The following is a 25,315-nucleotide window of genomic DNA, read 5'->3' on the forward strand; positions in this document are numbered from 1 at the left end:
GCCGGGAGCGGGGCATCGGGTCGCCGGCGTCGATCACGTAGCCCCCCGAGTGATCGGCGCCGGCGGCGCCCCGGTTCGCCTGACGGGGCGGTCAGCCCAACGCCGCCGACTCCCGGAATTCCACGCCTTCGGACGTCCGCATCGCGCTCTCGAACTCACGTCGGGCGTTCACGCTGAACGGCCTCCCCAGCCGATACCAACCACCGGCGAGACCGTCGGACTCTGCGTTGTACGGATCGCTTCTGGTCAATTCCGCCAACCGAGGATGACGAACGACGAACATGTCCGAACTCGGCAGGAAGTCCAGGTAGGTGGAACCTTGGTCGACTCCCCACCGGACCGCGTCGATCTCGTGCCACCACACGCCGACGAAGGTGCCGTAAGTCCGGAAGTAGAAGCCCTGCGACCTGACCTCGAGCACGACTCTCCGCCGCTTCTCGTGCGTCGCTCCTTCGAGCCCTTCCACCACTATCGTCACCGCGAAGAGCGCGAAGAGCACCACAAGCGCGCAGACTCGCACCGAGGTGCCTTCGGTAGCGACAGCGACCACTAAGGCCGTGACCTCGATCATCAGCGACGCGAACCGGAAGACCCGCATCTTGCGCTTGTCCCAGCCGTTCACATGGATCTTCACCACGTCGTCCACGACGTCGAGATCTTCCTCGCGAGCCGTCTCCACCACCGGTTCGTCGGGCACAGTCCGCACGGCGGTGTTGTCGTCCTCGATCGCGACCTCGACATGCTTCACGAGAAAGGGCAGAAGCCGCTCCACATCACGAGGCCCGAGGTCGATATCCGCCACCTGGAGGTCACCATCGGGTTCGCGGGCAAAGCCCGCGGCCAGTGCGTCGAAACCCGATCCCGGGCGAAACACGAGCTTGAACTCGTCAGATCCGGAACGGTGCGGGGAGTGCTCGCGAAACTCGAGGCTCAAGATGACTTGGGCGATGTCTTCCCACCGAGCGCTCCAGGCCACCAGGCCACCCTTGATGCGCCTGATTCCGGCCGGATCGAAGATCAGTTCATCGGCAGGAGGAGGAGTCCGGTAGTTACGGAACTCGATGGTTCCGCAATAAATGAACACAGCACAGAGCACACCGGCGACGATGCGCACCGCCAATTGGTAGTCGCTGACCACGGCGATTGCCATGACCACGGTCAGGGCGCCGAACAGAACTGCCAGCACCAGGTGACCGGTGACTCCAGGTGTTCGCGAGATCACCAACCGGTCATCGGTCACTCGGTGTTCCTTTCACGTCGTTGGAGGCCCTACAGAGAGCCGGAGATTCGCTGCCCACCCTGTTGGTCGAAGATCGGACGCTCAACTGCGAGGTCTTCCGAATCACCGGATTCCTGTGGCTCACCTGCCAAGCTATACGGCCCCACGACCCCAACTGGAGGCGGCGTCTTTTTACTCGGTGCTTCCTCTTCCTCACCGAAAACGTCACCTGCCGCCTCGTCGATCTTTTTCCCGATGGCCTTGCGTTTCTCTTTGGCAAGGTTCGACTGGAAGTCCTCGCCGTACTTATCTTTGAGGCGACCGGTCACATTTTCCTTCACCTGAGCAAGATTCTCGGTGAGGCTCTTGTCCTTGGCTGTATCTTCCAAACCAAAAATGTGCTTGCGAGACTCAGGCAGATCCTTTCTCGCCTCGGCGACCTTCGACGCGAAGGTCGTGCCCCCGGCACCGTCGACCGCATTCTTCCCGCTGCCCGTGAACTTCTTCAACGCCTTCGGGGTCAAGGCGTCCTTGATCTTGTCGAAACCGTCAGTGAGGCGCTTGAAAAGCCCCCTCGCCTTATCGAATGCCTTGGTCAGCTTCTTGATCCAGCCGAGGCACCTCTGTGCGTAGCTGATGGCCTTCGGTGTTCCCTCCGCGGCGATGCCGGCAGGCATCGCCGGCCCCGGGTAGCGCATCGCGATGCTCACGAGCTTCCCGAGACACTCCGAGATCAAGTCCCGGACGATCGTACGTACGACCGCGAGGATCATCTTGCAGACGCCGACCAATGTCCCGATGGAGTTCGCGCCCGAGGCGATACCCGCGTACAAGTCCGCGCGATTCTTGGCGAAGGCCCTGTAGGCATCAGCAGCTTCGCCTGTCCAATTCGCACTGTCGCGGTCGGTGGCCTTACTCAGGTCTTCACTGACGGATTCGAGTTCTTTGCCGATGTTCTCCCAGGTCCCGATCATGTTGTCCAACGCGACCTGATCACCGACCAGCCAGTCCAGCGGCTCACGGAGAAAGGGGACATGCTCGATGATCCAGCCGAAGGCCGATGCCGCCAGGGTCCCGATCGGGTCGGCAACGAGATCGGCCAGGCCGCTCACACCGTTGACGAAGTTCGCCAATCCTTCCGCCCAGTCACCACTCGCGATCTTGGCGCCGGTGTCCCAGAAGTCTTGGAGGATCCCCGCGCCTTCGAGCGAGCTCTCATCTTGAGCGGCGTCCGTCTTGATCAACGGGTTGGGGCCCTGGGCCGCGACGGGGGTCTCTGCCATCGGTCAGTCCTCCACCTTGAAGAGGCTCTTGAACTCGTCCTCCTGCATTTGCTTCCTCTGTTGCCAGGTGTGCACACGGTCGGCATGGTCTGCCGAGGCGTCGACAGCCGACTCGATCGCACTCCTCGCCAGACTCTGAACGGTGGCGCAAATCGCGGCGAGTGGTATTCCGACCAGACCGAACGCTTCGTCACCCATGGCCGCGTCCGCCGCAGACCCGGTCATCGCGACTCGTTGCCCCAAATAGTCGATCGTGTTGCGATGGGCGGCGAGCTCCGCGGGATCGACCTTGAAGTCTTCACTGCCTTGTGGCTGTCCCATGCTTTCCCTCCCTCAAGAACCCGCTCAGCGCAGGAAGTCGCCGCCGGTGAAGTAGTCGTCCTCGTGGTCCGTCTGCTGCCTGCGCGCGGCGCGCGGCGGCGCGGGTGTGGCCGGAGGAGCTGGCGGCTTCGGGGCGGGAGGGGGCGCGTCGGGTTCGTCTTCGGCGACGAAGCGGGCGTCCTCGTCCACCGCTTGGTGACCGCCCTCGACGTAGCCCGTCGGCTCGGGTTCCGGGTATTCGCTCTGCAGCTGGTTGACCAGCTCGTTCATCGTCTCGGTGCCCGCGATGGACGGAACTCCGGCCTGCATCGCGCTCGCGAGTTTGCTCTGTGCGCTCTGGACGACGCGGAGGATCTCCTGCGCGAGCGCCGGGTTGTCCCGCACGGACGGGCCGATCTCCAGGCCCACGAGGTTCCCCGCGTGGTTGACCTTGATCGAGATCTGGCCGTCCTTGCTGCGTTCGGACACCGAAACGCTTTCGATCTCGGTGCGCATCTGATTCGCCTTTCGCTGGGCGTCGGCCAGCTTGGCCTCGAAATCAGCGAAGAGCTGCTCAGGGTTCGACACGCGAACCTCCCCTGTTCACGTCGTAGCCATTCGGCGACCGAGTGTTGCATACCCGTCTGACGTCGGGGAACGTTTCGCGCGCATCCAAGCGCCGGTCGTGTGGATCACCACAGCGATCCCGGTTTTCCCTACCCAGGGTCGGCCGCCAGCCCGGTGTCTGCGCAGGTCAGGGGCCCATAGCGTGCCTGGTATGACGACTTCGGACTGGAAACGCGCGGTCTACGCGCTCCTCGTTCTTCCGGGTTACCTCGGTGGCGCGAAGGTCCAGCGCGGACTTGCGCGGCGCTGGCTCGGGCAGGGGAGCGGGACACGGCCGCGGTTCGCGGCCGCCTTCGGCCCGAGTGTGGTCGCGTTCCTGCTCGCTTTGCTGCTCTTCTATCTTGTCGGGCGCATCGCGACCTACGGGCTCTTCTGGGCCGGGAGCGACCCGGAGGACACGTGGGGCGGGCCGACCTTGGCAAGGGCGTGGATCGTGCATTTCTTCGTCGCGCTCGGAATGGCCATCCCGATCTTCCTGGCGCTCCGGCCGATCACCAGGCTGCAAGCTCGCCTTCTGGGTTGAATCCCCCCACCTGGTGTAATCGGCACGGTATTGTGCGTGAGCGCAAGACATCGACCGATTGGGCCGGGGAGGGCTTCGATGGGTTTGTTCGGGGACGCATGGGATGCGGCCGCAGGACTGCTCGGCAAGACGGGCGCCGGTGCGGCGGCCGGTTTCGTCGTGGGCGGGCCGGTCGGCGCGATCGTCGGCGGAATCGTCGGGTCGAACGTGAGCGACGGCTCCGGAGCGGTCAATCAGGGCGGAATGACGCCCAAGCAACTGCTCGAAGCGGTCCTGAACGGCCCTGGCGCCGGCTCGTTGGAAGAGGCGCGCAGGGTCGGTGGTGAGCAAGCGCGGAACCAGACCCAGTTGCATGACGGGACCCGCGGCGTGATGACGGCGTTGGAGTCCGCCTGGACCGGTGGCGCGGCGGACGCGGCACGGGCGAAGCTTCAGCCGCTCGCCGACTCCTCCACTTCGGCGTCATCGAGTCTCGAGCGCAATTCCGGGTTGACGCAGACGCAGCTGGATCAGTTCGTGTCGCTGAAGAACTCACTGGACCGCGAAGTCGCCGCGGACCCGCCGACCACGGGCACCTACGACGACGTGACGCCGTGGGACACCGACACAGAAGACAAGGTCAACCAGTACAACCAGAAGGCGCAAGCGAACCTCGACCGCTACAACGCCTATAACGACCAGTCGAGCTCGAACACCGCGGGCCGGACCATCGACTACGGGCAGCTCGGCGCGTTCGACGGCGGGGATTTCAAGGTCGACGACAGCGGCCCCGGCCCCGGTGACGGTGATGGCGGCAAAGTGCGGGGGTTCGACGGGCGCTCGGATCCCGGCGACGGCGGGTACCGGCCGCCTCCGGGCGGGGTGCAGCCACCGCCACCGACGGGACCGCCACCCGGCCACGAGACCCCGAACCCGCGACCGTATGAACCCCCGCGCCCTCATCAGCCTTCCGATCCGGGCTTCCGCCCAGGTCAGTACGACGACGGCACGCGGGCGGCGGGCTACACGCCTCCGCAGCCTTCGTCGTATCCGGGTTACCAGCCGCCGTCCTTCGGCCCCGGCACCGGCGGCACCAATTTCGGCCCTGGTGGTGGTGGAGGTGGTTTCGGACCGGGATTCGGTCCCGGCAGCGGCGGCGGTGGTTTCGGGCCCGGCTCGGGTTCGTCCGGTGGTCCGGCAAGTGGCGCCACGCCCGGAACCGGACGCGGCAGCGGCGCGATGGCTCCCGGACAACCCGGCCAGGTGGCACGCCCCGGGACACCCGGTGGTCCCGCCGGGGGCGCGGGCAGGCCTGGCGCACCCGGGATGGGTCCGATGGGCGCCGGCGCGGGCAAGGGCAAGGGCGGCGAGGACGAGGAGCACCAGCGTGCCTCGTACCTGCAGGAAGCCGACCCCGAGAGCGTCTTCGGCGGCACCGACACGAAGCCGGTCCCGCCGGTGATCGGGCTCTGACCGTGTTCGAAGCACCCCTGTACCTGCCGAAGACCGTCCTGCTCACCGCGTGGGAATGGGAGCGCCACGGCATTCCGCCCGCGGTGCTCGGCCCGGACCACCTGTGGCTCGCCGAAGACACCAAGAAGAAGCTCGACGACGCGGTGCTCGACACCCTCACCGAGTTGAAGCTGGCCTCCGGCGGCACCCTGACCAGGGAGTTCCGCGACCTCCTCCGCGTGCTGGCCACCGGTCCGCTGCGGTTCACCGCCTGGCTCGGCGACATCGAGGCGAACGAGACCGGGAACATCCTCGTGTCGGCGTCCGGCCCGGACGCCGTCCGGGTGATCCGCCAGGACGAGAAGATCCGCATCGACGTCATCGACCCCGGTTACGGCGCCGAATCCCTCGTCGACATGTTGCCCCCTGTCGAACCGGCCCGGATCAACCCGGTCAAGATTCCTAAATCACGCTTCTCCGGCCAGCCGGTCTACGAGGATTCCTACGACCTCGAGGACCCGACCGAGGAGCCCGCGTACGACCCGCTGCCCTCCGCGCGGGAACTGATGGCGACGAAACGCACCGGGGTGCATCAGCTCTACGCGGTCAACAACGGCACCAGGAGCACTCCGCTCACCGTGGTCGACACCGCCCATGCCGGGCGTGTCCTCACTTACCTGCTGCCGGGTGAGGACGGCGAACTGCTGGTCAGCTTCGAACCGGGGAGCAGGGATGTCCTGATCGACGTCCTCTACGCGACCCTGCACGGATTGAAGTAAAGGGGGAGATCTCGATGACTTCGTTCTTCGGAGATGTCTGGTTCCAGAACAGTGACGACGTCGTCGGCGGTGGAGCGGCGCCGGCGAGCGGCCAGGGCTTCACCATGAATGGTGACGAGATGCGTGCGCTACTCAAGAAGTGCCAAGACCAGCGGGACTTCATTCGCGATCAGTTTTTCGATTCGGCCAGGTTATCTCAGGTTGTGCCACCAGGAAATGAGCCAGCGAGTAGACATGCGGTGGACGGCAAGAACGGAATCAATGAAACTGGTCGCTTCTATGAAGGGCATCTGCGATTCCAAGACGACTACTACACAGAACTAATTCTCAGACTGAAGAAGGCACTAGGACTGACCGAGGAAACCGACCACCAAGCAGCCGAAGCAACGAAGAAACGCGGGTCTCTCGAATGACATCACGGCACCTGTTAGGCACTCTTGGTCTCGTGGCCGCCGGCACTTTGCTCCTGGTGGCCTGCGATAGCAACGGCGCCGCTCCCGGCACCCCGACACCGGACACGGATACGCCCGCCTCATCGTCGAGCGCGGCAGGCGTCCCGAACAGCGGAGCGCCATCCGTGCAAAACCCCCTACCAGACAAAGTCCTCGACGGAAGCCCCTGTGACAGCGCCCTCACCCCCCAGCAACTCGAACAATTCCTGGGCAAGACAGACCCCGCCAAACCCAAGACCGACGCACTCGGAACCGCCTGTAACTGGAACGCCGCGTCCGGCAGTGGCGCAGGATTCTCCATCGGGTATCAAACCAAATCCGACCAAGGCATCAGCCTCCCCTATCGCAGCGTAAAACCGAAGGCAGCCCGCTGGATCGAACTGGACCCTATCGACGGCTACCCAGCGATTGGCTATGCCAACAACGTCGGCGCCCAAAAAGACGACAAGAAGTTCTGCGTCGTCGTGGTTGGCATCTCAGACCGGCTCGCGTATGCAGTGTCACTCGGCCTCGGGGACAATGCCTATCGCGAGGGGAAGGACTCCTGCATCCTCGGTCGTGACGTGGCGGCTGAAGTCCTGAAGAACCTCAAGGGGAGGGCGTAAGTCGGGCATAAACAGCCTCGGCGCCTTTGAGCAGGTTTTCGCGAGTCGTCGCCGCGTCGGTTTTGGCGGCGATGAGGCTGATCCGCACCATCGATCGGCCGCTGTGGAAGAGGACCTGGCCACCGTCAGTGCCGGGAAGGCCGCAACTGGCCTCTCCGATCGGCCGGGACAGCGGCTCGCCCCGGCTGAAGTCGCATTGCTCGCGAACGCCGGCGACGGCGGCGGCGGGGTCGGGTACGGACAGCACGGTCTGGCCCACGGTGACGCTGGGTGCGATTCCCTCCGAGATGTCCACCTGGCCGGCGCGGTCACAGCGCGTCTCGACGCTGTTGTGCTTGGAGCCCGGGGTTTCGCTCAGACTGAACAAATCCCGTTGCAGGCCATCGGTCGGCCGCTCGGTGATCGTGGTGAAGACCTCCGCCGGGAAGGCGGCGCACGGGTCGGCGACGAGGTCGTAAGGCGCGGGGTAGCTGTGTACGGGCATGGACCGCGGCCCTTGGGCGACGTTCCAGCGGACGCCGTCGAGCAGCGTCGTCAAAGCCGCTTCGGGATCGGGAAGCTCGGTGAAGCCGGTGATGCCGAGTTCCAGGATGTTGTAGTCGGTCTGGAGGCTCACCCTGACGTCTTCCTGTGTCACCCGACGAACATCGACCTCCAGGACGGCGTCTCGCCAATCCATCCGTTGCGAAAAACGCGAGTGCAAGACGTGCAGGCGCACGCTGATATCGGTCGTGTCCGGCGCGCCGGACACGGTGACGCTGCCGCCGCAGGTACTCGCCCACAGCCCCTTTCCGGCGAGTTCGGGGCGGTCTCCGTCGGTGGTGCTCAGACGATCGCCGCCCTGGAGGAAGCCGTCCTTCAACACCATCCCGGCGGCGGCCAGCACCTCAGAACTCAGGACCGCGCACGCATTGTGGACAAACCCACCCTGGAACGTGGCCGCCGGTTCGGTGCTGGGGGTTTCCTTCAAGAAGAAGCGTTGCGGCGGCGGAGGCGCGGCGGCGTCCGCGGGGCCGGGCCGGGGAACGCAGGCCGCGCAGAGCAAGGCGGGCACGATCAGCAGGAGTAGTCGTCTCATCGAACAGGAACGCTACGAGTTGCGGAGGCGGAAGCCAGCCCGCGACAGCGTGAGGCCATGCGGCTCCGACCCCGCACTGACCACCTAGAATGCGCGGATGACCAACACCGGCCGCAGGAGTCGTGAGCGGGCCGCGACCGATCAGGACATCCGCCGGACGGCGCGGGCACTCCTGGTCGAGCAGGGGCCGGAGGCCGTGACCCTGCGGGCGATCGCGCGCGAGCTCGGCATCACGGCGCCGGCGTTGTACCGCTACTACGGCTCACGGGACGATCTGGTCGAGCACCTGCGTGCGGACGTCGTCGCGGATCTCGCGGCCGGGCTCGCCGAGGACATCGCGCAGTTGCCGGACGAAGGCTCGCTTCAGCTTTTCGCCATCTGCAAGGGATTCCGGCGCTGGGCGCTCACGCACACCAAGGAGTTCACGCTGGTCTTCGCGTCGCCTTCGGGCGATGACACGTTGAGCAGGCTGGACGAGCCGTTCGGGCGGATCTTCCTCGCGGCGGCGGGCCGGGTGCTCGCGATGCACGACCTGGTGACGCCGTCGAACGACGTGGTCCCCGCCGAGCTGCGCGACGATCTCACGTCCTTCCAAAAGGGATTGCTCGCCGTGCTGAAGGAATCCGGCGCGACGTTCCCGCTGGAGAAGCTCGACCTCGGCGTGACGTACCTGATGATCCAGTTCTGGGCCCGGCTCTACGGGCACGTCACGCTCGAGGTCTTCGGCAACTATCCGATCCCGTTCTCGAAACCGGACGTCCTCTTCGACGCGATGCTGGCCGATCTCGCGCGCGAGATCGGCCTCACCGCAGTTTGAGCTACGCCGCGTGCCCGCCGTCGACCGAAACGGTCGCCGCGGTCACGTACTTGCTTTCCGGCCGCGCCAGGAACGACACGGTCGCGGCGACCTCCGACGGCGAACCGTAGCGGTCGAACGCCGTCAGGCTCCGCTGGTCGGCGGCGTACGGGCCGTCGGCCGGGTTCATGTCGGTGTCGGTCGGGCCGGGGTGGACGATGTTCACGGTGATGCCGCGCGGCCCGAGTTCCCTGGCGAGGCCCTTGGTCATGCCCAGCAGCGCGGTCTTGCTCACCGCGTACAGCGACATGCCGGGGCCGGGAACGCGGTCCGAGACGCAGCTGCCGATGGTGACCACACGCCCGCCGTCGCCGAGGTGCCGGGCCGCGGCCTGCGTGGCCACGTAGACACCGCGGACGTTCACCGTGAGCACGCGGTCGATGTCCTCCAGGCTCGTCTGATCGAGCGGGCCGACGAAGCCGACGCCCGCGTTGTTGACCAGCACGTCGAGCCTGCCGAACTCGGCGACCGTCGTGTCGACCGCGGAGACCAGAGCCGCGGCGTCGGCGCTGTCGGCCTGGATCGCCAGCGCACGGCGGCCGAGCGCCTTGATCTCGTCCACGACACCGGCCGCGAGTGCGGCGTTGTGCTGATAGGTGAGTGCGACGTCGGCGCCGTCTTCGGCGAGCCGGATCGCTGTGGCGGCACCGATCCCGCGGCTGCCGCCGGTCACCAAAGCCACCTTGCCGTCGAGGGTCATGGGGTGTTCTCCGTTCGATTTCGTTGTCCTTGAACAACTCCATCGAATCGCCTCATGACCCTCGACGCTGGCGGCTATCGGCCACGGCGCTACAGCACGATGTTGACCAGCCGTCCCGGGACGACGATCACCTTGCGCGGCGTGCCGTCGCCGACCAGTGCGGCGACCTTCTCGTCGGCCAGCGCGGCCGCCTGTACGGCGTCCTTGCCCGCGTCGGCGGGCACGGTGACGCGGGCGCGCACCTTGCCGTTGACCTGGATCGGGTACTCCACGGAGTCCTCGACCAGGTACTTCTCGTCGACGACCGGGAACGGCCCGTGCACCAGCGAATCCGCGTGGCCCAGGCGCTTCCACAGCTCCTCGGCCAGATGCGGGGCCAGCGGCGCCAGCATCAGCACCAGCGGCTCCACCAGTTCCCGCGGCGTGGCTTCGGCCGAACCGTAGGTCTTGGTGACGTGGTTGTTCAGCTCGATCAGCTTCGCGCCGGCCGTGTTGAACCGCAGTTCCGCGTAGTCCTCGCGGACCCCGGCGATCGCCTTGTGCAGCTGCTTGCGATCCTCGTCGGTCGCGTCCACAGTGGACACGCGCAGTTCGCCGGTCTCCTCGTTGACGACCAGGCGCCACAGCCGCTGCAGGAACCGTTGCGCGCCAACGACATCCTTGGTCGCCCAAGGCCGCGAGACATCCAACGGGCCCATCGACATTTCGTAGAAGCGGAAGGTGTCGGCGCCGTAGTCGGTGGACATCTGGTCAGGCGTCACCACATTCTTCAGGCTCTTGCCCATCTTGCCGTATTCCTGCTTGACCTCTTCGTCGCCGAAGAAGAACTTGCCGTCCCGCTCCTCGACCTGGTCGGCCTGGACGTAGACGCCGCGGGCGTCCGTGTACGCGTAAGCCTGGACGTAGCCCTGGTTGAACAGCTTCCGGTACGGCTCCTCGGACGACACGTGGCCCAGGTCGAACAGCACCTTGTGCCAGAACCGCGAGTACAGCAGGTGCAGCACCGCGTGCTCGACACCGCCGACGTACAGGTCCGTGCCGCCGGGGTCGTCGACGCCGTGTTCGGCGGGACGCGGGCCGACCCAATAGGACTCGTTCTCCGGTGCGACGAACACGTCCGGGTTGGTCGGGTCCAGGTATCGCAGCTGGTACCAGCAGGAACCCGCCCAGTTCGGCATGGTGTTGATGTCGCGGCGGTAGGTCTTCTTGCCGTCGCCCAGGTCCAGTTCGACCTCGACCCAGTCGGTGGCGCGCGCCAGCGGCGAGGACGGCGTGCTGTCCTTGTCTTCCGGGTCGAAGGTCACCGGCGAGTAGTCGGCGACCTCCGGCAGTTCGACCGGCAGCATGCTGTCCGGCAGCGGGTGGATCTGGCCGTCCTCGTCGTAGACGACCGGGAACGGCTCGCCCCAGTAGCGCTGGCGCGAGAACAGCCAGTCGCGCAGCTTGTACTGGACGGTGCCGCGGCCGTGGCCGTGCTCCTCCAGCCAGCCGATCATCGTCTTCTTGGCTTCGCCGACGCCCATGCCGTCCAAGAAGCCCGAGTTGATCGCGGGGCCGTCGCCGGTGAACGCCTTGCCGTTGAAGCCGTTCGACGGCTGGACGGTACGGATGATCTCCAGGCCGAACTTCTCGGCGAACTCCCAGTCTCGGGTGTCCTGGCCGGGGACGGCCATGATCGCGCCGGTGCCGTAGCCCATCAGCACGTAGTCGGCGACGAAGACCGGGATCTCCTTGCCGTCGGCCGGGTTCACCGCGTAGGAGCCGGTGAAGACGCCGGTCTTCTCCTTGCTCTCCTGACGGTCCAATTCGGACTTCCGCGCCGCCGCCGCACGGTAGGCGGCGATCGCTTCGGCGGGCGTCGCCGCGTCACCGGTCCAGGGGGCGTCGACACCTTCCGGCCAGGTGGCGGCGGTCAGTTCGTCGACCAGCGGGTGCTCGGGCGCGACCACCAGGTACGTCGCCCCGAACAGGGTGTCGGGGCGGGTGGTGAAGACCTCGATCTTCTGCTCGCCCGCCTCGAACGACACGCGCGCACCGTGCGAGCGGCCGATCCAGTTGCGCTGCATGGACTTGACCTTCTCGGGCCAGTCCAGCAGGTCCAGGTCGTCGACCAGCCGGTCGGCGTAGGCGGTGATCCGCATCATCCACTGGCGCAGGTTGCGGCGGAAGACCGGGAAGTTGCCGCGCTCGCTGCGGCCGTCGGAGGTGACCTCTTCGTTCGACAGCACCGTGCCCAGGCCGGGGCACCAGTTCACCGGCGCCTCGGACAGGTAGACCAGGCGATGCGAGTCGATGATCTTCAGCTGCTCGGCGCGGGTCAGCTCACACCAGTTGCGGCCGTCTGGCGTACGACGCTTGTCCTGCGCGTACTCGGTCTCCAGGTCGACGATCGGCCGGGCCTTGCCCGCCGTCTCGTCGTACCAGGAGTTGTAGATCTGCAGGAAGATCCACTGGGTCCACTTGTAGTAGTCCGGATCGATCGTCGAGATCCGGCGACGCTCGTCGTGACCCAGGCCCAGGCGCCGGATCTGGCGCAGGTAGGTCTCCATGTTCTCTTCGGTCGTCTTGCGCGGGTGCTGCCCCGTCTGCACCGCGTACTGCTCGGCAGGCAGGCCGAACGCGTCGAAGCCCATCGTGTGCAGCACGTTGCGGCCGATCATGCGGTGGTACCGCGCGAAGACGTCGGTCGCGATGAAGCCCAGCGGGTGCCCGACGTGCAGGCCCGCGCCCGACGGGTACGGGAACATGTCCTGGACGAACAGCTTGTCCGAGGGGACCTCTCCGCTCTCGTCCGCGAGCGGGCCGACCGGGTTCGGCGCGTGGTAGGTGCCGTGGTCGGACCAGTAGTCCTGCCAACGCTGCTCGATCTGGCCCGCCAGCTCCGCCGTGTAGCGGTGCTGAGGGGCCGAGTCGGCGCCTTCGCTCGCCTGGTTCATCGCCGAAATCCTCCGTGCTCATCCACGTCAAGCCACTCCAGAAACAACTCGACCCCTCAGCCCGGAGGGCATGAGGGGTCGCCGCGCTGGTCCCGGCCGATCGGCCGAGTTCAGCGCGGCAGGCTAAGGAGCAGCCGAGCCGTGTCCATGAGTCCAGTTTAACCCGCTGGTCAAAGCCGTTCCGAGGGGACCGCCAGAGCGATGAACTGGGTCACCTGAGTCGCCGAGAAGTTGTCGTCGCTGACCAGCACCAGACTGCGCTCGCCCTTCGGCAGGCGCGGGCCCCAGGTCATCCCCTCGACGTTGTCCACAGTGGACAACGTGAAGTTCGCGAGGTCCGCGAGCAGGCGCTTCTTGACCGGCTTGACCTTCTTCGCGTCGGCCAGCGAGGGCGTGTTCAGGACGTTCGTGGCGCCCTTGGTGTCGATCTCGTAGATGCGGATCTTGTTGCCGACGCCGGTGACGAACGAACGCTCCATCACCAGGTAGCGCGTCGGATCGGCCTGGTCGACGGCCAGCAGCGACGAGACACCCGTGGTCGCGAACGCGCCGGGCGGATTCGGCGACGCGAAGACCTTCTCCTGCGGGTACGCGTACTGCGCCAGGATCGGCCCGAACCGCGACTGCACGGTGATGCGCGAAAGGGCGCCCGACGTGGTGTTCGCCTCCGGCCCATCCGGCAGCAACGGACCCTCGGCCGAGCTGGCGACCAGCGAACCGAAGCCCGCGAACGTGAGACCTTCGAGGGCGAGGTTCTGCCGTGGTCCCGCCGTCTCGGTCATCTTCTCGTTGGCGGGGATCGGCAGGTCGCGGACGTAGACGCCGTCGCGCTTCGCCTCGCGGATCGACGGATCGATCCGTGCCGCCGCCGACCGCTCGCCCTCCTGCGACCAGATGTACCGGCCGGTCCAGGGGTCGACGCGCAGTTCTTCGGGATCGATGGTCTGCATGTTCGGCGGCTGCGCGGGGTCGTTCTTCGCGAGCGGCGGGTACGTCGTGCCGTCCGGACGCAGGAGCGGCTTCGTGCCGGTGAACGTGACCGGGCCGAGCCCCTTGGCGTCCAGGGAGAACTTCGCCGTGTAGAACCGCGCGGGGCCAAGGGCGGACCGGTCGTCGCAGATCAGCGCGTACTCGCCGGTGCGGGGGTCGAAGTCGATACTGGAGAGGCCGCCGACGACCGTGCCCTCGTAGGGCAGGGCGTTCGGGACGATCTGTTCCCCGATCAGGCGAAGCGGACGGTGACCCGCTTCGGCGGCGGGTGCCGCCATCAGGGTGAGGGGGACGGCCCCGATCAGGGCGATGACAAGAGCTCGGCGTGACATGGCCTGTAGCACAGTCGATCAGGGTATCCGGCAGGTTGCCGGAACGTCACGCTTATCCTCGTGGAGTGTTCGTCATAGCGCTGGTCCCGATCGTGCTGGGTGTCCTCGTCGGCTGGGGTGGGTTCCTCGGCCTGCGCGAGAAGCTGCCGCGTGACCGCGGCGCCGGCGTGCGCACCGCCGCCACCATGCGCGGCGAAGAGGCCTTCCGCCTCGGCAACAAGGTCGCCGGGCTCCCGACGCTGGCCGGCGGCGTGATCGCCGTGCTCGCGGGGACCGCCGGGCTGATCATGCCGACGACCTCCGGCCTCGTACTGGCCTCGATCGTGGGCGTGATCGGGATGATCGCGCTGGTCGCGGCCGGGGGAGTGCTCGGCAACCGCGCCGCCGCGACGGTTCCCGAGCCCGAACCGGAGCGGCCCGCCGGATGCAGTGGCTGCGCCTGCGGCACCTGCGGTGTCTTCAAGAAGGCCGACACCGCCACCGCCTAGTTGCGCTGGAGGTCCCCCGGGTGGGTGGCCAGCAGCGCCAGCGGGATGCCCTGACGTCGCAGCACCTGACCCCAGAGGTCGTGGTTCGGCGAGGCGAGGACATCGCTGGGCAACGCCGGGACGATCACCCAGTCGTCGCGTTCGATCTCGTTCGCCAGCTGGCCGGAGTCCCAGCCCGCGTATCCGGCGAAGACCCGCACACCGCGGACCTTCGGGACCAGGATCTCGGGATCGGTGTCGAGATCGACCAGCGCGACCGGGCCGCGGACGGCGATCACCCCCGGCACGCTGGACGCCGTCTCACCGGTCCGCAGCGCGGCCAGGCACAACGCCGTCTTCTTCTCCACCGGACCGCCGACGAACACCGACTGCGGTTCGGCCACGTGCCCGCCCCAGGTGGGGAGCACGTCGTACACCGGGACGTCACTCGGCCGGTTGAGCACGACCCCGAGCGTTCCCTCGTCCCGGTGATCGATGACGAACACGACGGTCCGCCGGAAATTGGGATCGAACATCGTGGGGGCGGCGACCAGGAGCGTTCCCGGTTCGACCTCGGCGTCCGCTGGCACGTCCGCCATGATCCCACTTCGAGTGGGGACAAATCGTCCGGCACTGGGAACAACAGCATCACGAGCACCGTTGGACACAACGGTCGGTGCGCTTTCCGTGTCCCCCGGGCTCACTGAAGAACCGCCTTTGTGGAATACCGTCCGGCTGGAGCCACACTGCGCATAGCCGCCGAGAGGCGACCCTAAAGCGCACCGACCGCCTAGAACTCCGGCGTGGTCGTGGACCCGACACGTCACCCTCGCGCCTCTCACTAAGCTGCGGCCGTGACGATCAGCGCGCCCGGGCGAGTCCGCTCGAGGCCGTTCGTTCGCGACCGTGACTTCCGCCGTCTGCTGTTCACGCGGTTCTCCGCGCACTGGGGCAACGGCATGTACCAGGCCGGGCTGGCCGGTGCCGTCCTCTTCAACCCCGAACGCGCCGCCGACGCGCTCGCCATGGCGGGCGGGTTCGCGGCGTTGCTGCTGCCCTATTCGTTCGTCGGGCCGTTCGCGGGCGCGCTGCTCGACCGCTGGGACCGCCGGAAGGTCCTGATCTTCGCGAACCTCCTGCGATCCCTCACCATCCTCGCGACGGCCGCCGCCGTGGGTACGGGAGCGGCGGGGATCGGGCTGTTCTCCCTCGCGCTGGCGTCCGAGGGCATCTCCCGGTTCATCGGCTCGGGCCTGTCCGCGTCGCTTCCGCACGTCGTCGAAGAGAAATCCGTGGTCGCCGCGAACGCCTTCGCGGCTACGTGGGGTTCGGTGCTCGCCGTCGTCGGTGGCGGTTGCGCGATCGGCCTCCGGGCGCTGACCGGTGCCGACGACGCCGGTTCCGCGTGGGTCACCGCCGTCGCCGCGCTGGGCGGGATCGGCGCCGCGATCCTCGCCTCGGGGTTCACGCGCGGGCTGCTCGGGCCGTCGACGGTCGACGAGCCGTCGAACCCGGCCCTCGCCGTCGCCCGCGGCCTCGCCGACGGCGCGAAGGCGGCTTGGCGCACGCCCAGCGTCACGGCCGGTTTCGTCGCGCTGTTCGCCCATCGCGCGTCGTACGGGATCTCGCTGCTGGTGACCGTGCTGCTGATGCGCAACCACTTCACCGACGCCGGGATCTTCCGCGCCGGGATGGCGGGGCTGGGACAGATGGCCGCTTTCGCCGGGGCGGGGATCCTGGTCGCCGGACTGCTGACCGCCCGGCTGATCCGGCTGCTGGGCAGGATCCGCGTCGTGATGGGCGCGCTGGTGCTGGCGGCGGTCGCGCAGGCCGCGCTCGGCCTGCCGATGGTGGTGCCTGCCGCGTTGCTCGCGGCGTTCCTGGTGACCGGGGCCGGACAGGTGCTGAAACTCTGCGTCGATTCGTCGGTTCAGCTCGACGTCGCCGACGAGGCGAGAGGGCGGGTCTTCGCGCTCTACGACACGCTTTTCAACCTCACCCAGGTGGCCGCCGTTTCGCTGGCCGCGACGGTGATCCCGGCCGACGGACGCTCGCCGGGGCTGCTGATCGCGGCCACGGTCCTCTACCTGACCGGCGCCGCCGCCTACCTGCTCGCGGTGCGAAAAGGGAGAACCGCTGATACGGCTCCGCCCTTGGCATTAGGGTGACGCTTACCGACACCGGGTTGCGTAGGCCCGGGATCAAGTACTTGCGGGGGCTCAAGTGACGACGGCCGGCGACGACAGCGCACGCCTCGAAGCGCGCAATGCCGCCATGAAGGACCAGGTCGACACGCTGCTCGAGCAGTTCGAGCGCCAGACGGCCCAGCTCCGGGACGCGCAGGAAGCCGCTTCGCAGACTTCGGCGACGGTGGTTTCACAGGACGGCCTCGTCCGTGCCACGATCGACGCGACCGGCACGCTCGCCAAACTGGAGATCCAGCCGAACGCCTTCGAGCGCACCACTCCCGCGCAGCTGGCCAACACCGTGCTGACGTTGGTGCGTCAGGGATCGCTGCAGGTCAAACAGCAGGTCGCCGAGCTGATGGCCCCGATCACCGAAGGGCTGCCGGATCTCTCGGACCTCATCGAAGGCGCTCCTTCGCTGCAAGGGCTGATGCCGTCGATCCCGGACTTCCTCGCGGAAGAAGAAGAGGCGCCGGCGAAGTCCGACGAAGATTTCGACGTCCCGCTGATGATCAAGGACGACACACCGCCGCCTCCTCCGGCCCCGCCCGCGCCGCCGGCACCGAAACCGGTTCCGAAACGGGTGCGCCGGCAGGACGACGATGAGGAAGAACCGCCTTCGAGCTGGTTGACCAGGGGAGTCTGATGCCGAACGGTGGGTTCACCGCGGATCCGGACGCGGTGAAGACGGCCGCGGCCAAGCTGGGGCTGGCCGCGGATCAGCTGGACGACGCGGGCAAGGAACTGCTGGCCGCGATCAATTCCCTCGGCCAATGCTGGGGGAACGACGACGCCGGCAAGGAGTTCGCGAAGGACTACGAGCCGGGCGCGCAGGGTTCCTCCGAAGGGTTCGCGAACGTCGTCGAGGCGCTGCGGGGCATGCAGCACAACGTCGAACGGTCGATGACCGCGTTCACGAACGCCGAGGAAGAGATCAAGACGACACTGGACAAGAAGGTCTAGCGCCGTGGGTATGGAGATGCCCGACGCGGTCAAGTGGCTCTTGCCGATCGTCGTCGGGGAAAGCTGGCCCGAAGGCGACGAGGACAAGCTCCGCGAATTGCGCGACGCCTGGCACAACGCCTCGAAGGCCATCCAGCCGATCGCCGACACCGCGACCAAGGGCGCCACCGAGGTCCTCGGCGGCTGGAGCGGTCAGGGCGCGGAGAAGTTCGCCGAAGCCTGGAAGAAGTTCGTCGAGGGCGACGAGGCGTACTTCAAGTCGCTCGCCGACTCTTCGAAGGCGCTCGGCGACTCGTGCAACGCGACCGCGCTGGACGTCGAGTACACGAAGTACATGATCATCATCTCGCTGGTGATCCTCGCCGCGCAGATCGTCGCGATGATCGCGGCCGCGGCGGTGACCTTCGGTGGTTCGACGGCCGGGATCGCGCCGGCGCAGATCGCCACCCGCATGACCGTCCAGATGATCTTCCGGCAGCTGATGCAGAAGCTCGCGCAGGAAGGCTTCAAGAAGGTCGCGAAGGAACTCCTCGAGAAACTCCTCAAAGAGGGCCTGAAGAAGATCGGCAAGGAGGTCCTGCAGAACACGGCGATGAACCTCGCCATGGACGCGGGCATCCAGGGCCTTCAGATGGCCAAGGGCGACCGCGACAGCTGGGATTCCAGCAAGACCAAGGATTCCGCGATCAGCGGCGCCGTCGACGGCGTGGTCGGCGCGGGCAGCAGCAGTATCGGCAAGGGCGCGACCAAGGGACTTTCCGACAGCGTGGGCGGCCAGATCGTCGACAGCGCGGCGCGGGGTGCCGTACGCGGCGCGGCCGAAGGCGTCGCCAGCACGGTCGGACAGGCCGCCGTCACCGGCGACCTGGACAAGCTTTCGGCCAAAGACGTCCTGATGGGCGCTTCCGGCGGGGCCGTGGGCGGCGGTGTCGACGGGGCGAAGAGCCAGATCGGCGACATCCGCACCGCGAACACTCCCGGTGCCTCGGGGGCGGGGGACGGTCCTACGACACCGGATGTGGATTCAGGGGATTCGGGTACGCCTTCGCGTTCTCCGGAGTCTTCGCGTTCTTCGGGTTCGGACTCGTCGCGGTCCACTTCGGACAGTGAGGCGGCTTCGAGCCGCGATTCGGATGGCGATTCTTCGCCGCGGAGTTCGTCCGGGGCTTCCGATCCGCAGCCGCGTTCGGAGAGCGGGCCGCAGCGGACGACGGACAGCGACCGGGTCAGCCAGTCTTCGACGCAGGCTCCGGACCGTCCGGCGGACACCGGTGACGGTCAGCGGGCGGCGCCGCCGAACCACAACGCTCCGGCGGCGGCCGCGGACAACGGTCCCGGTCAGCAGCAGCAGGCCGCGGCGGCGAATCAGCAGCAGGCGGGCGCGGCACAGGCACCGGCGCAGACACCCGCGGCGGGCGCTGCTCAGACGCCCGCGGGCAGCCCGGCACAGACACCGGCGTCCAATCCCGCGTCCAGTCCGGCACAGACACCGGCGTCCAATCCCGCGTCCAGCCCGACGCACAGTCCGTCGCAGGGGCCTTCGCAGTCCAGCGCGATGCCGCCTGCCGCTTCCTCCGGCGCCCCCGCCTCGACGGGCGCGCCGTCGAGTTCGGGCGGGTACGGCATGGCGTCGAATCCCGGTTCGAGCTCGCCCGCCCCGTCGGGCGGATACGGCATGGCGCCCGGCGGCAACCCGCCCGGCAACGGTCCGGCACCCGGCGGTTTCCCGCCTCCCGGCCACGATCCGTCGCGGCCCGTCCGGCCGAACGACGGCGTCCAGGCCGCGGGCTTCACCGGCAACGGCGGACCGCAGCAACCACGTTTCGACCAGCCACCCGCCCCCATGCCCTTCCAGGGCCAGCAGCCGATGCAGCCACCGCCTCCGGGTGGTTTCGCTCCGCCGCCGCCTCCTCCCGGCGCGATGCCGCCTCGCGGGCATCAGGGTCAGCCCGGTCAGCCCGGTCCGCTGGGCCCGCGTCCGACCGGACCGCAGCCACCGCCCCAGCACCCCGGTCAGGGCGGATATCCGCAGGACCGCGGGCCGCGGCAGCGTCCTCAGCAACCGCCACAACCACCACAGCCTCCACAGCCCCCGGGGCCGCAGGGTCCGCCGCGACCGCCCCAGGGGTATCAGGGCAGGCCGGGGCCGGGTCCCGGCCCGAACGGCGGGGTCCCGCCACGTCCGCAGACGCCTCCGCCCGGCCCGCCGCCGGGCAACCGCGGTCCGGCGGGCCATCCGCCGCGACCCCAGCATCCGGGCAACGGTCCGTTCCCCGGCAACCGCGGCCCCATGCCGCCTCCGCCCGGCCATCACCCGGGTCAGCCCGGTCGTCCCGGACCGCAACCCGGACGTCCGATGCCGCCCGGTGCCGAGCCGCCGCGATTCGGTGGTCCGCAACGTCCGCCGCAGGTTCCGGCACCGCGTCCCGGCCACGACGGGAACGCGGGTCCCCAGGACCGCCCCCAGCAGCCGCAGCGTCCTCCGCAGCAGCAGCCCCCGACGCGGCCTGTGGAGCACGCGCCGCAGCAGGCACCCCAGGACCTGCCCAAGGACACCGAGCTGCCCAAGGACACGGACGTCCCCAAGGACACCGAGACGCCGAACGACGTCGAGACCCCGAAGGACACCGAGGCACCCCAGGACGTCACACCCGACGACAAGACCACCGTCGACGAGCCGTACCTGACGGATCCGGACTTCCACACGGACGACCCCGCCGCCTATCGCGCCCTCGCCGAGACGCAGATCGACAAACGGGGGTTCGACGCCGAGACCGGGGAAGCGCGGAGCGAACAGGTCCGTCGCGAAGCCCTCGCCAAACGCGACACCCACGAAGATCCGCGCGTCAAGGAAATGTCGGATCAGGGCGCGTACGCGGTGCACAGCTACACGCGGACCGACATGGCCGAGAGGATCACCCACGCCCAGCGCCACGGCGGCGCGGAGCTGGACGCGCTCCGGCCGCATATCGAGGCGATCACCTCCGGCCTCAACGAGATGCCCGCCTACGAGGGCCTCGTCTCGCGGCGGGTGAACTTCAACGGCAACGAAAGCGCGATCCGGAGTTTCCTCGAAGCGCACGCCAGGGGTCAGGTCATCGTCGACCCGCAGATGCTGAGCACGTCGCGGGTCACCCCCGACCATCCGCGCAGCACCTTCCCCGGCGAAGTCGAGATGCGCATCCAGTCGAAGACCGGACGCCACATCGAAGACCTCGCGTCCATCAAGGACGAACGCGAAGTGCTGATGAAGTCGGCGACGCAGTTGCGCGTCACCGACGTCAAGATGGGCCCGGGGCATCCCGACCACCCCGACTACAAGAAGCGGCTGGACGACGGCTCGCCCAACGACCTGCCGAAGTGGATCGTCGAATGCGAAGAGGTCGTCGTCGGTGAAGACGGCCACCTGAGTCCGGACGAGGTCCAGCAGAAGGTCGCCGAGCGGCGCGAGTACAACAACGCCGTGCAGGAGCGGCTGGCGCAGGAAGCGGCCGATCAAGAAGCCCAGCTGCGCCGGGACCACCCCGAGCTGTTCCAGAACAAGGGCCTCGCGGGGCTCGAGACCAAGCTGGCCGACGGCAAGGGCGGCTGGGTCGACGCCACCGACGCCCCGGTCCGGGACATCCCCAAGCCGAGAGAGCACGTTCCCGAAGGTGGCTGGTCCGAGCTGGCGAAGCCGCTCGACGAGGGCGGGACGCCGGTCATCCACGCCGGTTCGGCCGAGACACCGCACCAGCAGGTCCGGCTGCTCATGGACGAGATCCCGGCGATCGGCGAGGCCAACACCCGCAATTACTACGCGCCCGATTCGTGGAAGGACGGCTACCAGACGAACTCGGCCGAGTCGCTGGTCGCGTTCGAGGACCGGATGAACGGTGGCGACTCGGTCGCCGGGCCGTCGACCGGCGGTTCGCCGTTGCAGCAAGTCGGCGACCGGCTCGGCGGGCAGTGGTCGGATCGGAACGGCTTCGCCGACGTCGCCCGTGAGCTGGGGGAACGTCCGGTCGGCGCGCGGACGGCGGTGGCGTTCGAACAGCACGCCGCCGCCGAGCCGAACGCGCCGGAAGGTTCGCCGCGGTCCAAGGACCGGATCGAGACGCGGATCGTCGCCGCGGTGCACACGCCGCACGGCGTGGTCTTCGCCGACCCGATGACCGGACGGCTCGCGACGCTGCCCGACGACCCCACGTCGATCAAGGCGATGCCGATGGGCGGCGGCGATGCCCCGCACCCGCCGGAAGCGCCGCACACCGACAGGTCCAGCGACGCCGACAACCCGGTCCAGGAGCAGGCGCCGAAGACCGAAGTCGACATCGCCGACCGGCTCAAAGGCCCGGAAGAAACGCCCAAGCGACTCGACGAAAGCTATCTCGGCGACGAGAACTTCCGTGGCACGCCTGAGGATCACAAGAGCCTCCGTGACCGCTACGACAACGCCGACCTCGCTGAACAGGCCCGCGAAAAGGCGCTCAAGCGGCTCGAAGCCAGCCCGCTGAAGGACCGCGTCTCGCCCGAAGCCGCGGAAGCGATCTACTCGTACTCGCGCGAACACGCCTACGCGATCAACGACGCGAACCGCCGGGGCGAGTCGCACCCCGACTTCGAAAACGCCCAGCGCAGCACCCGGGCGATCGTCGGCGCGCTCAACGAGCTGCCGGACTTCCGCGGTGAGGCCATCCGCGGCATCGACACCAAGGGCGACCTGCGCGCCGCCGCGATCATGGCGGCGCACTACGAACCCGGCCAGACCGTGCCCGAGCCGACGATGACCAGCTCCACCATCAAGACGTCGCCGGACACGAAGTCGAAGTTCGGCGAAGACGTCGAGATCCACATCGTCTCTAAGACCGGCAAGGACGTTTCGTCGCTCGCCGAGAACCCGGGCGAGAACGAAGCGATCAACAAGCCGGCGACGCAGCTTTACGTGCACAGCAAGGAGTTCAAGACTCCGCCGCTGGTCGACCGGCCGAAGTGGGTCATCCACGCCGAAGAGGTCACTCCCGGCGACCCCCGTTACCTCGACGCCGAGACCGCCAAGCAGAAGATGGACGAGCGGCGGGCCCGGCACGCCGCGGACGCGCCGGAACTCGCGCGCCTGGCCCAGGAACGGTCGATGGCGCGCCTCGGTGGCCTCGACGAGCCGCAGACCCCGCACCTCACCACGGAGAACCCGGCTCAGCACGGGGTCGCGGACGCCGACAAGGGTCCGGAGTACGGCGAGCAGAACGCTCAGGACCACTCCGCCGGCGACGACACGGCGGAGTCGCCGATCCCCGAGCGGGACTACTCGTCGATGGCGGTCGCGACGAACCCGCCCAGCGAACCGGCGATCCACGCCGGCTCGGCGAGCCCCGCGCAGCAGGCCGCGTACCTCGCGGACCGGCACCCGCGACTGGGCGAGGTCAACCCGCACTTCAACGACCCCGACGCGCTGGGATGCGGTTATCGGTCCAACTGCACCCGCACGCCGGGCGCGTACATGGACCGGCTGAACGGCATCGATTCGACCGCCGATCCGCTGCTCGTGCACGAGTTGAACAGCCGGGGCGCGCTGGAGCACGTCGAGGAGCGGTTCGGCGGGCAGTTCTCCGACCGCGCCGACTACGACACCGTCATCCGCGAGATGCGGGGCATGCCGACCGATCACCACGCGGTCGTCGCGGTGAAGTACCTCGACGAGAACGGCGTCGAGCGCGGGCACGTCGCCATGGTGGCCAACACCCGTGACGGCGTCGCGTTCATCGACCCGCAGTCCGGCGCGCTGATGAACCTGCCGCATCCGCCGCTGAGCATGAAGCTGATGCACGTCGGCGTCCCGGAGGGCCCGGCCGCGCAGCACACCGACGGCCACACCACGCGGACCGACACCGCTTCGCCGCGGTCCGCCGACCCGCGGTCCGCCGACCCGCGGATCGCCTACGCCAGGGAAGACACGCCCGACGTGCAGCCGTCACGGATCGGGCCGGACGGCCGTCCGATCGTGACGCCGCCGCACGACGCGGGCTACGGCATGGCGCACGACGAGCAGCCCCAGGGAAACCGGGCCGAGGGCGAGCGGTTCCTGAACGATCCCGAGGTCGCGGCCGCGGTGGACGGACTCGACCCGGACAAGAAGCGGGCCGTTCACGAGGACGAAAACGGCGTCAAGCACGACGTCGGGCCGATGCGGGACTTCATCCGCGAACAGCTGCCCGCGCATCCGGAACTGGTCCGGCTGATGGAGCACCCGGACAACGCGTATCTGCGGGCTTCGCTGCTGAACAATCCGATGACCATCGGCAGCCTGCTGCTGCACCCGGAAGCCATCCCGCTCCTCGAAGACGCCTTGCGCGACGTCGAGGAGCGCGGTTTCCCGATGATCGACGACGTCCGTCAGGACGGTCCCGGCGACACACCGCTGACCCAGGACCAGCGGGACCTCGCGAAGGCGGCGGCGGACATCGCCGCCGACGTGGAGCGCCGCGATCAGTACCACGCCGGATTCGATCGCGCGGACAAGGGCGATCCCGTGAAGATCCAGGAATTCCTGGACGCCGAGCGGCAGGCGTGGCCGCAGAACCAGGGCGACCTCAACCGGATCGCCGAACGGATCGCGGCGGAGAACGACGGTGACGCGTCGGGCAGGCCCGGTCCGAAGGACGACGACCGCGCGAAGGCGAAGATCGCGGGTTACGACGGTGACGCGTCGAAACTCACCGACCTGGTGGGCGTGAAGATCCAGTTCGACACGCTGGCCGACGTCTACAACGCGCTGAGCGCCGTGATGGCCGATCCGGATCTCCGGATCGTCAGCTTCGACGACCGGTTCGCGAATCCGCAGGACAGCGGATATCGCGATCTGCAGATGAACGTCCGGCTGCCGAACGGGCACGTCGCCGAACTGCGGCTGCATCTGAGACATATCGACACCGTCTCGGCCTACGAACACGCCCTGTACGAGGTCCGCCGGGACTTCCCGACGTACAACCGGACACTGGACGAGAACAACAAGAAGCGGCTGACCCCGGAACAGGCGCTGCTGGAAGCCGCGCTGATGGACCGGGTCCGGGAGAAGTTCATGACCGGACTCCGGAAGGGCCTGCCGCCGGAGGAGAACACGTGATCCAGACCCCGTCCTTCTACACGTACTTCGGGAAGACCTACCGCATCGAGTCGACTCCCGACGGCGGCCTCACCGGTTACCTGCTCAACCCCCGCACGGGTGAGTTCGACGAGAAGCCGGAGCACGTGCGCGAGGTCATGTGGGCGATGGCGAGTTCGGACATCAGCAAGGTGCCCGAGGAGAAGTTCGTCCAGGAGACCGAGCGGGCCCGCGCATACGAACTCAAAGGCGTGGGCCCGGTCTTCGCGCTCTACGACACCATCGAAGGCCTGTACGACCAGGCCAGGCGGGAAGGTCGCGGGCTGGAACCGCAGGAATCGGCGTTGATCCAGTCGCTGCGCAAACGCACCTTCAAGATGTGGGAGGACGAGCTGGCCCGCCGCGCCGCCGGGGAGACACCGTCGTTCCGGGCGGAACCACGTTTTCCCGAGTACAAACCACCGGAGGAAGGGGACAGCCAGTGATCTCCTTCCACCGGCCGGACCG

At 67.9% G+C, this 25,315-nt stretch carries 21 protein-coding genes; 12 read left to right on the forward strand and 9 right to left on the reverse strand.

Annotated features, from left to right (window positions below; genetic code table 11):
• Positions 1–91: 91 nt before the first annotated feature.
• Genes ACZ6DT_RS03050 through ACZ6DT_RS03065 form a run of 4 tightly spaced genes read right to left on the reverse strand, consistent with a single transcriptional unit; the run spans position 92 to position 3,390 of the window.
• Positions 92–1,240, reverse strand: a complete 1,149-nt coding sequence (locus ACZ6DT_RS03050) for a hypothetical protein (RefSeq protein ID WP_465587748.1) — start codon at positions 1,238–1,240, stop codon at positions 92–94.
• A gap of 29 nt (positions 1,241–1,269) precedes the next feature.
• Complete coding sequence (locus ACZ6DT_RS03055; RefSeq protein WP_465587751.1) at positions 1,270–2,502, reverse strand: WXG100 family type VII secretion target; 1,233 nt, start codon at positions 2,500–2,502, stop codon at positions 1,270–1,272.
• Between the two features lie 3 nt (positions 2,503–2,505).
• Complete coding sequence (locus ACZ6DT_RS03060) at positions 2,506–2,823, reverse strand: hypothetical protein (protein WP_465587754.1); 318 nt, start codon at positions 2,821–2,823, stop codon at positions 2,506–2,508.
• Positions 2,824–2,847: 24 nt separating this feature from the next.
• Positions 2,848–3,390: a YbaB/EbfC family nucleoid-associated protein gene (locus ACZ6DT_RS03065; RefSeq protein ID WP_465587756.1), complete on the reverse strand. Its 543-nt coding sequence runs from the start codon at positions 3,388–3,390 to the stop codon at positions 2,848–2,850.
• 190 nt (positions 3,391–3,580) lie between these two features.
• On the opposite strand from ACZ6DT_RS03065, the gene ACZ6DT_RS03070 reads away from it, so the two are divergent.
• From ACZ6DT_RS03070 to ACZ6DT_RS03090, 5 genes are all read left to right on the forward strand, one after another.
• Positions 3,581–3,952 carry a hypothetical protein gene (locus ACZ6DT_RS03070; protein ID WP_465587759.1) on the forward strand — a complete coding sequence of 124 codons (372 nt, stop codon included), beginning with the start codon at positions 3,581–3,583 and terminating at the stop codon, positions 3,950–3,952.
• Positions 3,953–4,030: 78 nt separating this feature from the next.
• The gene (locus ACZ6DT_RS03075; protein ID WP_465587762.1) at positions 4,031–5,404 is read left to right on the forward strand and encodes a hypothetical protein; all 1,374 of its coding nucleotides are present in this window, start codon (positions 4,031–4,033) and stop codon (positions 5,402–5,404) included.
• 2 nt (positions 5,405–5,406) lie between these two features.
• Positions 5,407–6,162, forward strand: coding sequence for an ESX secretion-associated protein EspG (locus ACZ6DT_RS03080; RefSeq protein WP_465587765.1), 756 nt, complete (start codon positions 5,407–5,409; stop codon positions 6,160–6,162).
• 14 nt (positions 6,163–6,176) lie between these two features.
• On the forward strand, positions 6,177–6,575 hold the full coding sequence (locus tag ACZ6DT_RS03085; RefSeq protein ID WP_465587767.1) for a hypothetical protein: 399 nt from the start codon (positions 6,177–6,179) through the stop codon (positions 6,573–6,575).
• Positions 6,576–6,607: 32 nt separating this feature from the next.
• Complete coding sequence (locus tag ACZ6DT_RS03090) at positions 6,608–7,219, forward strand: DUF3558 domain-containing protein (RefSeq protein ID WP_465587770.1); 612 nt, start codon at positions 6,608–6,610, stop codon at positions 7,217–7,219.
• Here ACZ6DT_RS03090 and ACZ6DT_RS03095 read toward each other — a convergent pair.
• Complete coding sequence (locus tag ACZ6DT_RS03095) at positions 7,203–8,189, reverse strand: hypothetical protein (RefSeq protein ID WP_465587773.1); 987 nt, start codon at positions 8,187–8,189, stop codon at positions 7,203–7,205. The two genes, ACZ6DT_RS03090 and ACZ6DT_RS03095, sit on opposite strands and share 17 nt — an antisense overlap.
• A gap of 205 nt (positions 8,190–8,394) precedes the next feature.
• Between ACZ6DT_RS03095 and ACZ6DT_RS03100 the strand changes: the two genes are divergently transcribed.
• Positions 8,395–9,114, forward strand: coding sequence for a TetR/AcrR family transcriptional regulator (locus ACZ6DT_RS03100; protein WP_465587776.1), 720 nt, complete (start codon positions 8,395–8,397; stop codon positions 9,112–9,114).
• 1 nt (position 9,115) lies between these two features.
• Here ACZ6DT_RS03100 and ACZ6DT_RS03105 read toward each other — a convergent pair whose 3' ends face one another.
• The 3 genes from ACZ6DT_RS03105 to ACZ6DT_RS03115 form a co-directional block, all read right to left on the reverse strand.
• On the reverse strand, positions 9,116–9,853 hold the full coding sequence (locus ACZ6DT_RS03105) for a 3-oxoacyl-ACP reductase family protein (protein WP_465587779.1): 738 nt from the start codon (positions 9,851–9,853) through the stop codon (positions 9,116–9,118).
• A gap of 89 nt (positions 9,854–9,942) precedes the next feature.
• On the reverse strand, positions 9,943–12,789 hold the full coding sequence (leuS, locus tag ACZ6DT_RS03110) for a leucine--tRNA ligase (protein ID WP_465587782.1): 2,847 nt from the start codon (positions 12,787–12,789) through the stop codon (positions 9,943–9,945).
• A 170-nt stretch (positions 12,790–12,959) separates the two neighbouring features.
• On the reverse strand, positions 12,960–14,111 hold the full coding sequence (locus ACZ6DT_RS03115) for an esterase-like activity of phytase family protein (RefSeq protein ID WP_465587785.1): 1,152 nt from the start codon (positions 14,109–14,111) through the stop codon (positions 12,960–12,962).
• A 65-nt stretch (positions 14,112–14,176) separates the two neighbouring features.
• Between ACZ6DT_RS03115 and ACZ6DT_RS03120 the strand changes: the two genes are divergently transcribed.
• Entirely contained in the window at positions 14,177–14,599 is a 423-nt protein-coding gene (locus ACZ6DT_RS03120) for an SdpI family protein (protein WP_465587788.1), read from the forward strand.
• Here the strand turns inward: ACZ6DT_RS03120 and ACZ6DT_RS03125 are convergent.
• The gene (locus ACZ6DT_RS03125; protein WP_465587790.1) at positions 14,596–15,177 is read right to left on the reverse strand and encodes a YqgE/AlgH family protein; all 582 of its coding nucleotides are present in this window, start codon (positions 15,175–15,177) and stop codon (positions 14,596–14,598) included. The two genes, ACZ6DT_RS03120 and ACZ6DT_RS03125, sit on opposite strands and share 4 nt — an antisense overlap.
• Before the next feature lie 255 nt (positions 15,178–15,432).
• Here ACZ6DT_RS03125 and ACZ6DT_RS03130 point away from each other — a divergent pair, with 255 nt between their 5' ends.
• The 5 genes from ACZ6DT_RS03130 to ACZ6DT_RS03150 are packed head-to-tail and all read left to right on the forward strand — an operon-like array spanning position 15,433 to position 25,293.
• On the forward strand, positions 15,433–16,746 hold the full coding sequence (locus ACZ6DT_RS03130; RefSeq protein WP_465587793.1) for an MFS transporter: 1,314 nt from the start codon (positions 15,433–15,435) through the stop codon (positions 16,744–16,746).
• Positions 16,747–16,801: 55 nt separating this feature from the next.
• On the forward strand, positions 16,802–17,410 hold the full coding sequence (locus ACZ6DT_RS03135; protein WP_465587796.1) for a YbaB/EbfC family nucleoid-associated protein: 609 nt from the start codon (positions 16,802–16,804) through the stop codon (positions 17,408–17,410).
• On the forward strand, positions 17,410–17,727 hold the full coding sequence (locus ACZ6DT_RS03140) for a WXG100 family type VII secretion target (protein WP_465587799.1): 318 nt from the start codon (positions 17,410–17,412) through the stop codon (positions 17,725–17,727). The genes ACZ6DT_RS03135 and ACZ6DT_RS03140 overlap by 1 nt, the downstream gene beginning before the upstream one ends.
• 10 nt (positions 17,728–17,737) lie before the next feature.
• Positions 17,738–24,829, forward strand: coding sequence for a WXG100-like domain-containing protein (locus tag ACZ6DT_RS03145; protein WP_465587801.1), 7,092 nt, complete (start codon positions 17,738–17,740; stop codon positions 24,827–24,829).
• The gene (locus ACZ6DT_RS03150; protein WP_465587804.1) at positions 24,826–25,293 is read left to right on the forward strand and encodes a hypothetical protein; all 468 of its coding nucleotides are present in this window, start codon (positions 24,826–24,828) and stop codon (positions 25,291–25,293) included. Before ACZ6DT_RS03145 ends, ACZ6DT_RS03150 begins: the two co-directional genes overlap by 4 nt.
• Positions 25,294–25,315: the final 22 nt, after the last annotated feature.

The organism is Amycolatopsis sp. NPDC041971 (genome assembly GCF_055588925.1).

Coding starts and splice junctions, on each gene's coding strand:
- ACZ6DT_RS03055 (WP_465587751.1), bottom strand. CDS start 2,502: ATGGCAGAGACCCCCGTCGCGGCCCAGGGCCCCAACCCGTTGATCAAG.
- ACZ6DT_RS03060 (WP_465587754.1), bottom strand. CDS start 2,823: ATGGGACAGCCACAAGGCAGTGAAGACTTCAAGGTCGATCCCGCGGAG.
- ACZ6DT_RS03070 (WP_465587759.1), top strand. CDS start 3,581: ATGACGACTTCGGACTGGAAACGCGCGGTCTACGCGCTCCTCGTTCTT.
- ACZ6DT_RS03075 (WP_465587762.1), top strand. CDS start 4,031: ATGGGTTTGTTCGGGGACGCATGGGATGCGGCCGCAGGACTGCTCGGC.
- ACZ6DT_RS03085 (WP_465587767.1), top strand. CDS start 6,177: ATGACTTCGTTCTTCGGAGATGTCTGGTTCCAGAACAGTGACGACGTC.
- ACZ6DT_RS03100 (WP_465587776.1), top strand. CDS start 8,395: ATGACCAACACCGGCCGCAGGAGTCGTGAGCGGGCCGCGACCGATCAG.
- ACZ6DT_RS03105 (WP_465587779.1), bottom strand. CDS start 9,853: ATGACCCTCGACGGCAAGGTGGCTTTGGTGACCGGCGGCAGCCGCGGG.
- leuS (WP_465587782.1), bottom strand. CDS start 12,789: ATGAACCAGGCGAGCGAAGGCGCCGACTCGGCCCCTCAGCACCGCTAC.
- ACZ6DT_RS03115 (WP_465587785.1), bottom strand. CDS start 14,111: ATGTCACGCCGAGCTCTTGTCATCGCCCTGATCGGGGCCGTCCCCCTC.
- ACZ6DT_RS03125 (WP_465587790.1), bottom strand. CDS start 15,177: ATGGCGGACGTGCCAGCGGACGCCGAGGTCGAACCGGGAACGCTCCTG.
- ACZ6DT_RS03140 (WP_465587799.1), top strand. CDS start 17,410: ATGCCGAACGGTGGGTTCACCGCGGATCCGGACGCGGTGAAGACGGCC.
- ACZ6DT_RS03145 (WP_465587801.1), top strand. CDS start 17,738: ATGGAGATGCCCGACGCGGTCAAGTGGCTCTTGCCGATCGTCGTCGGG.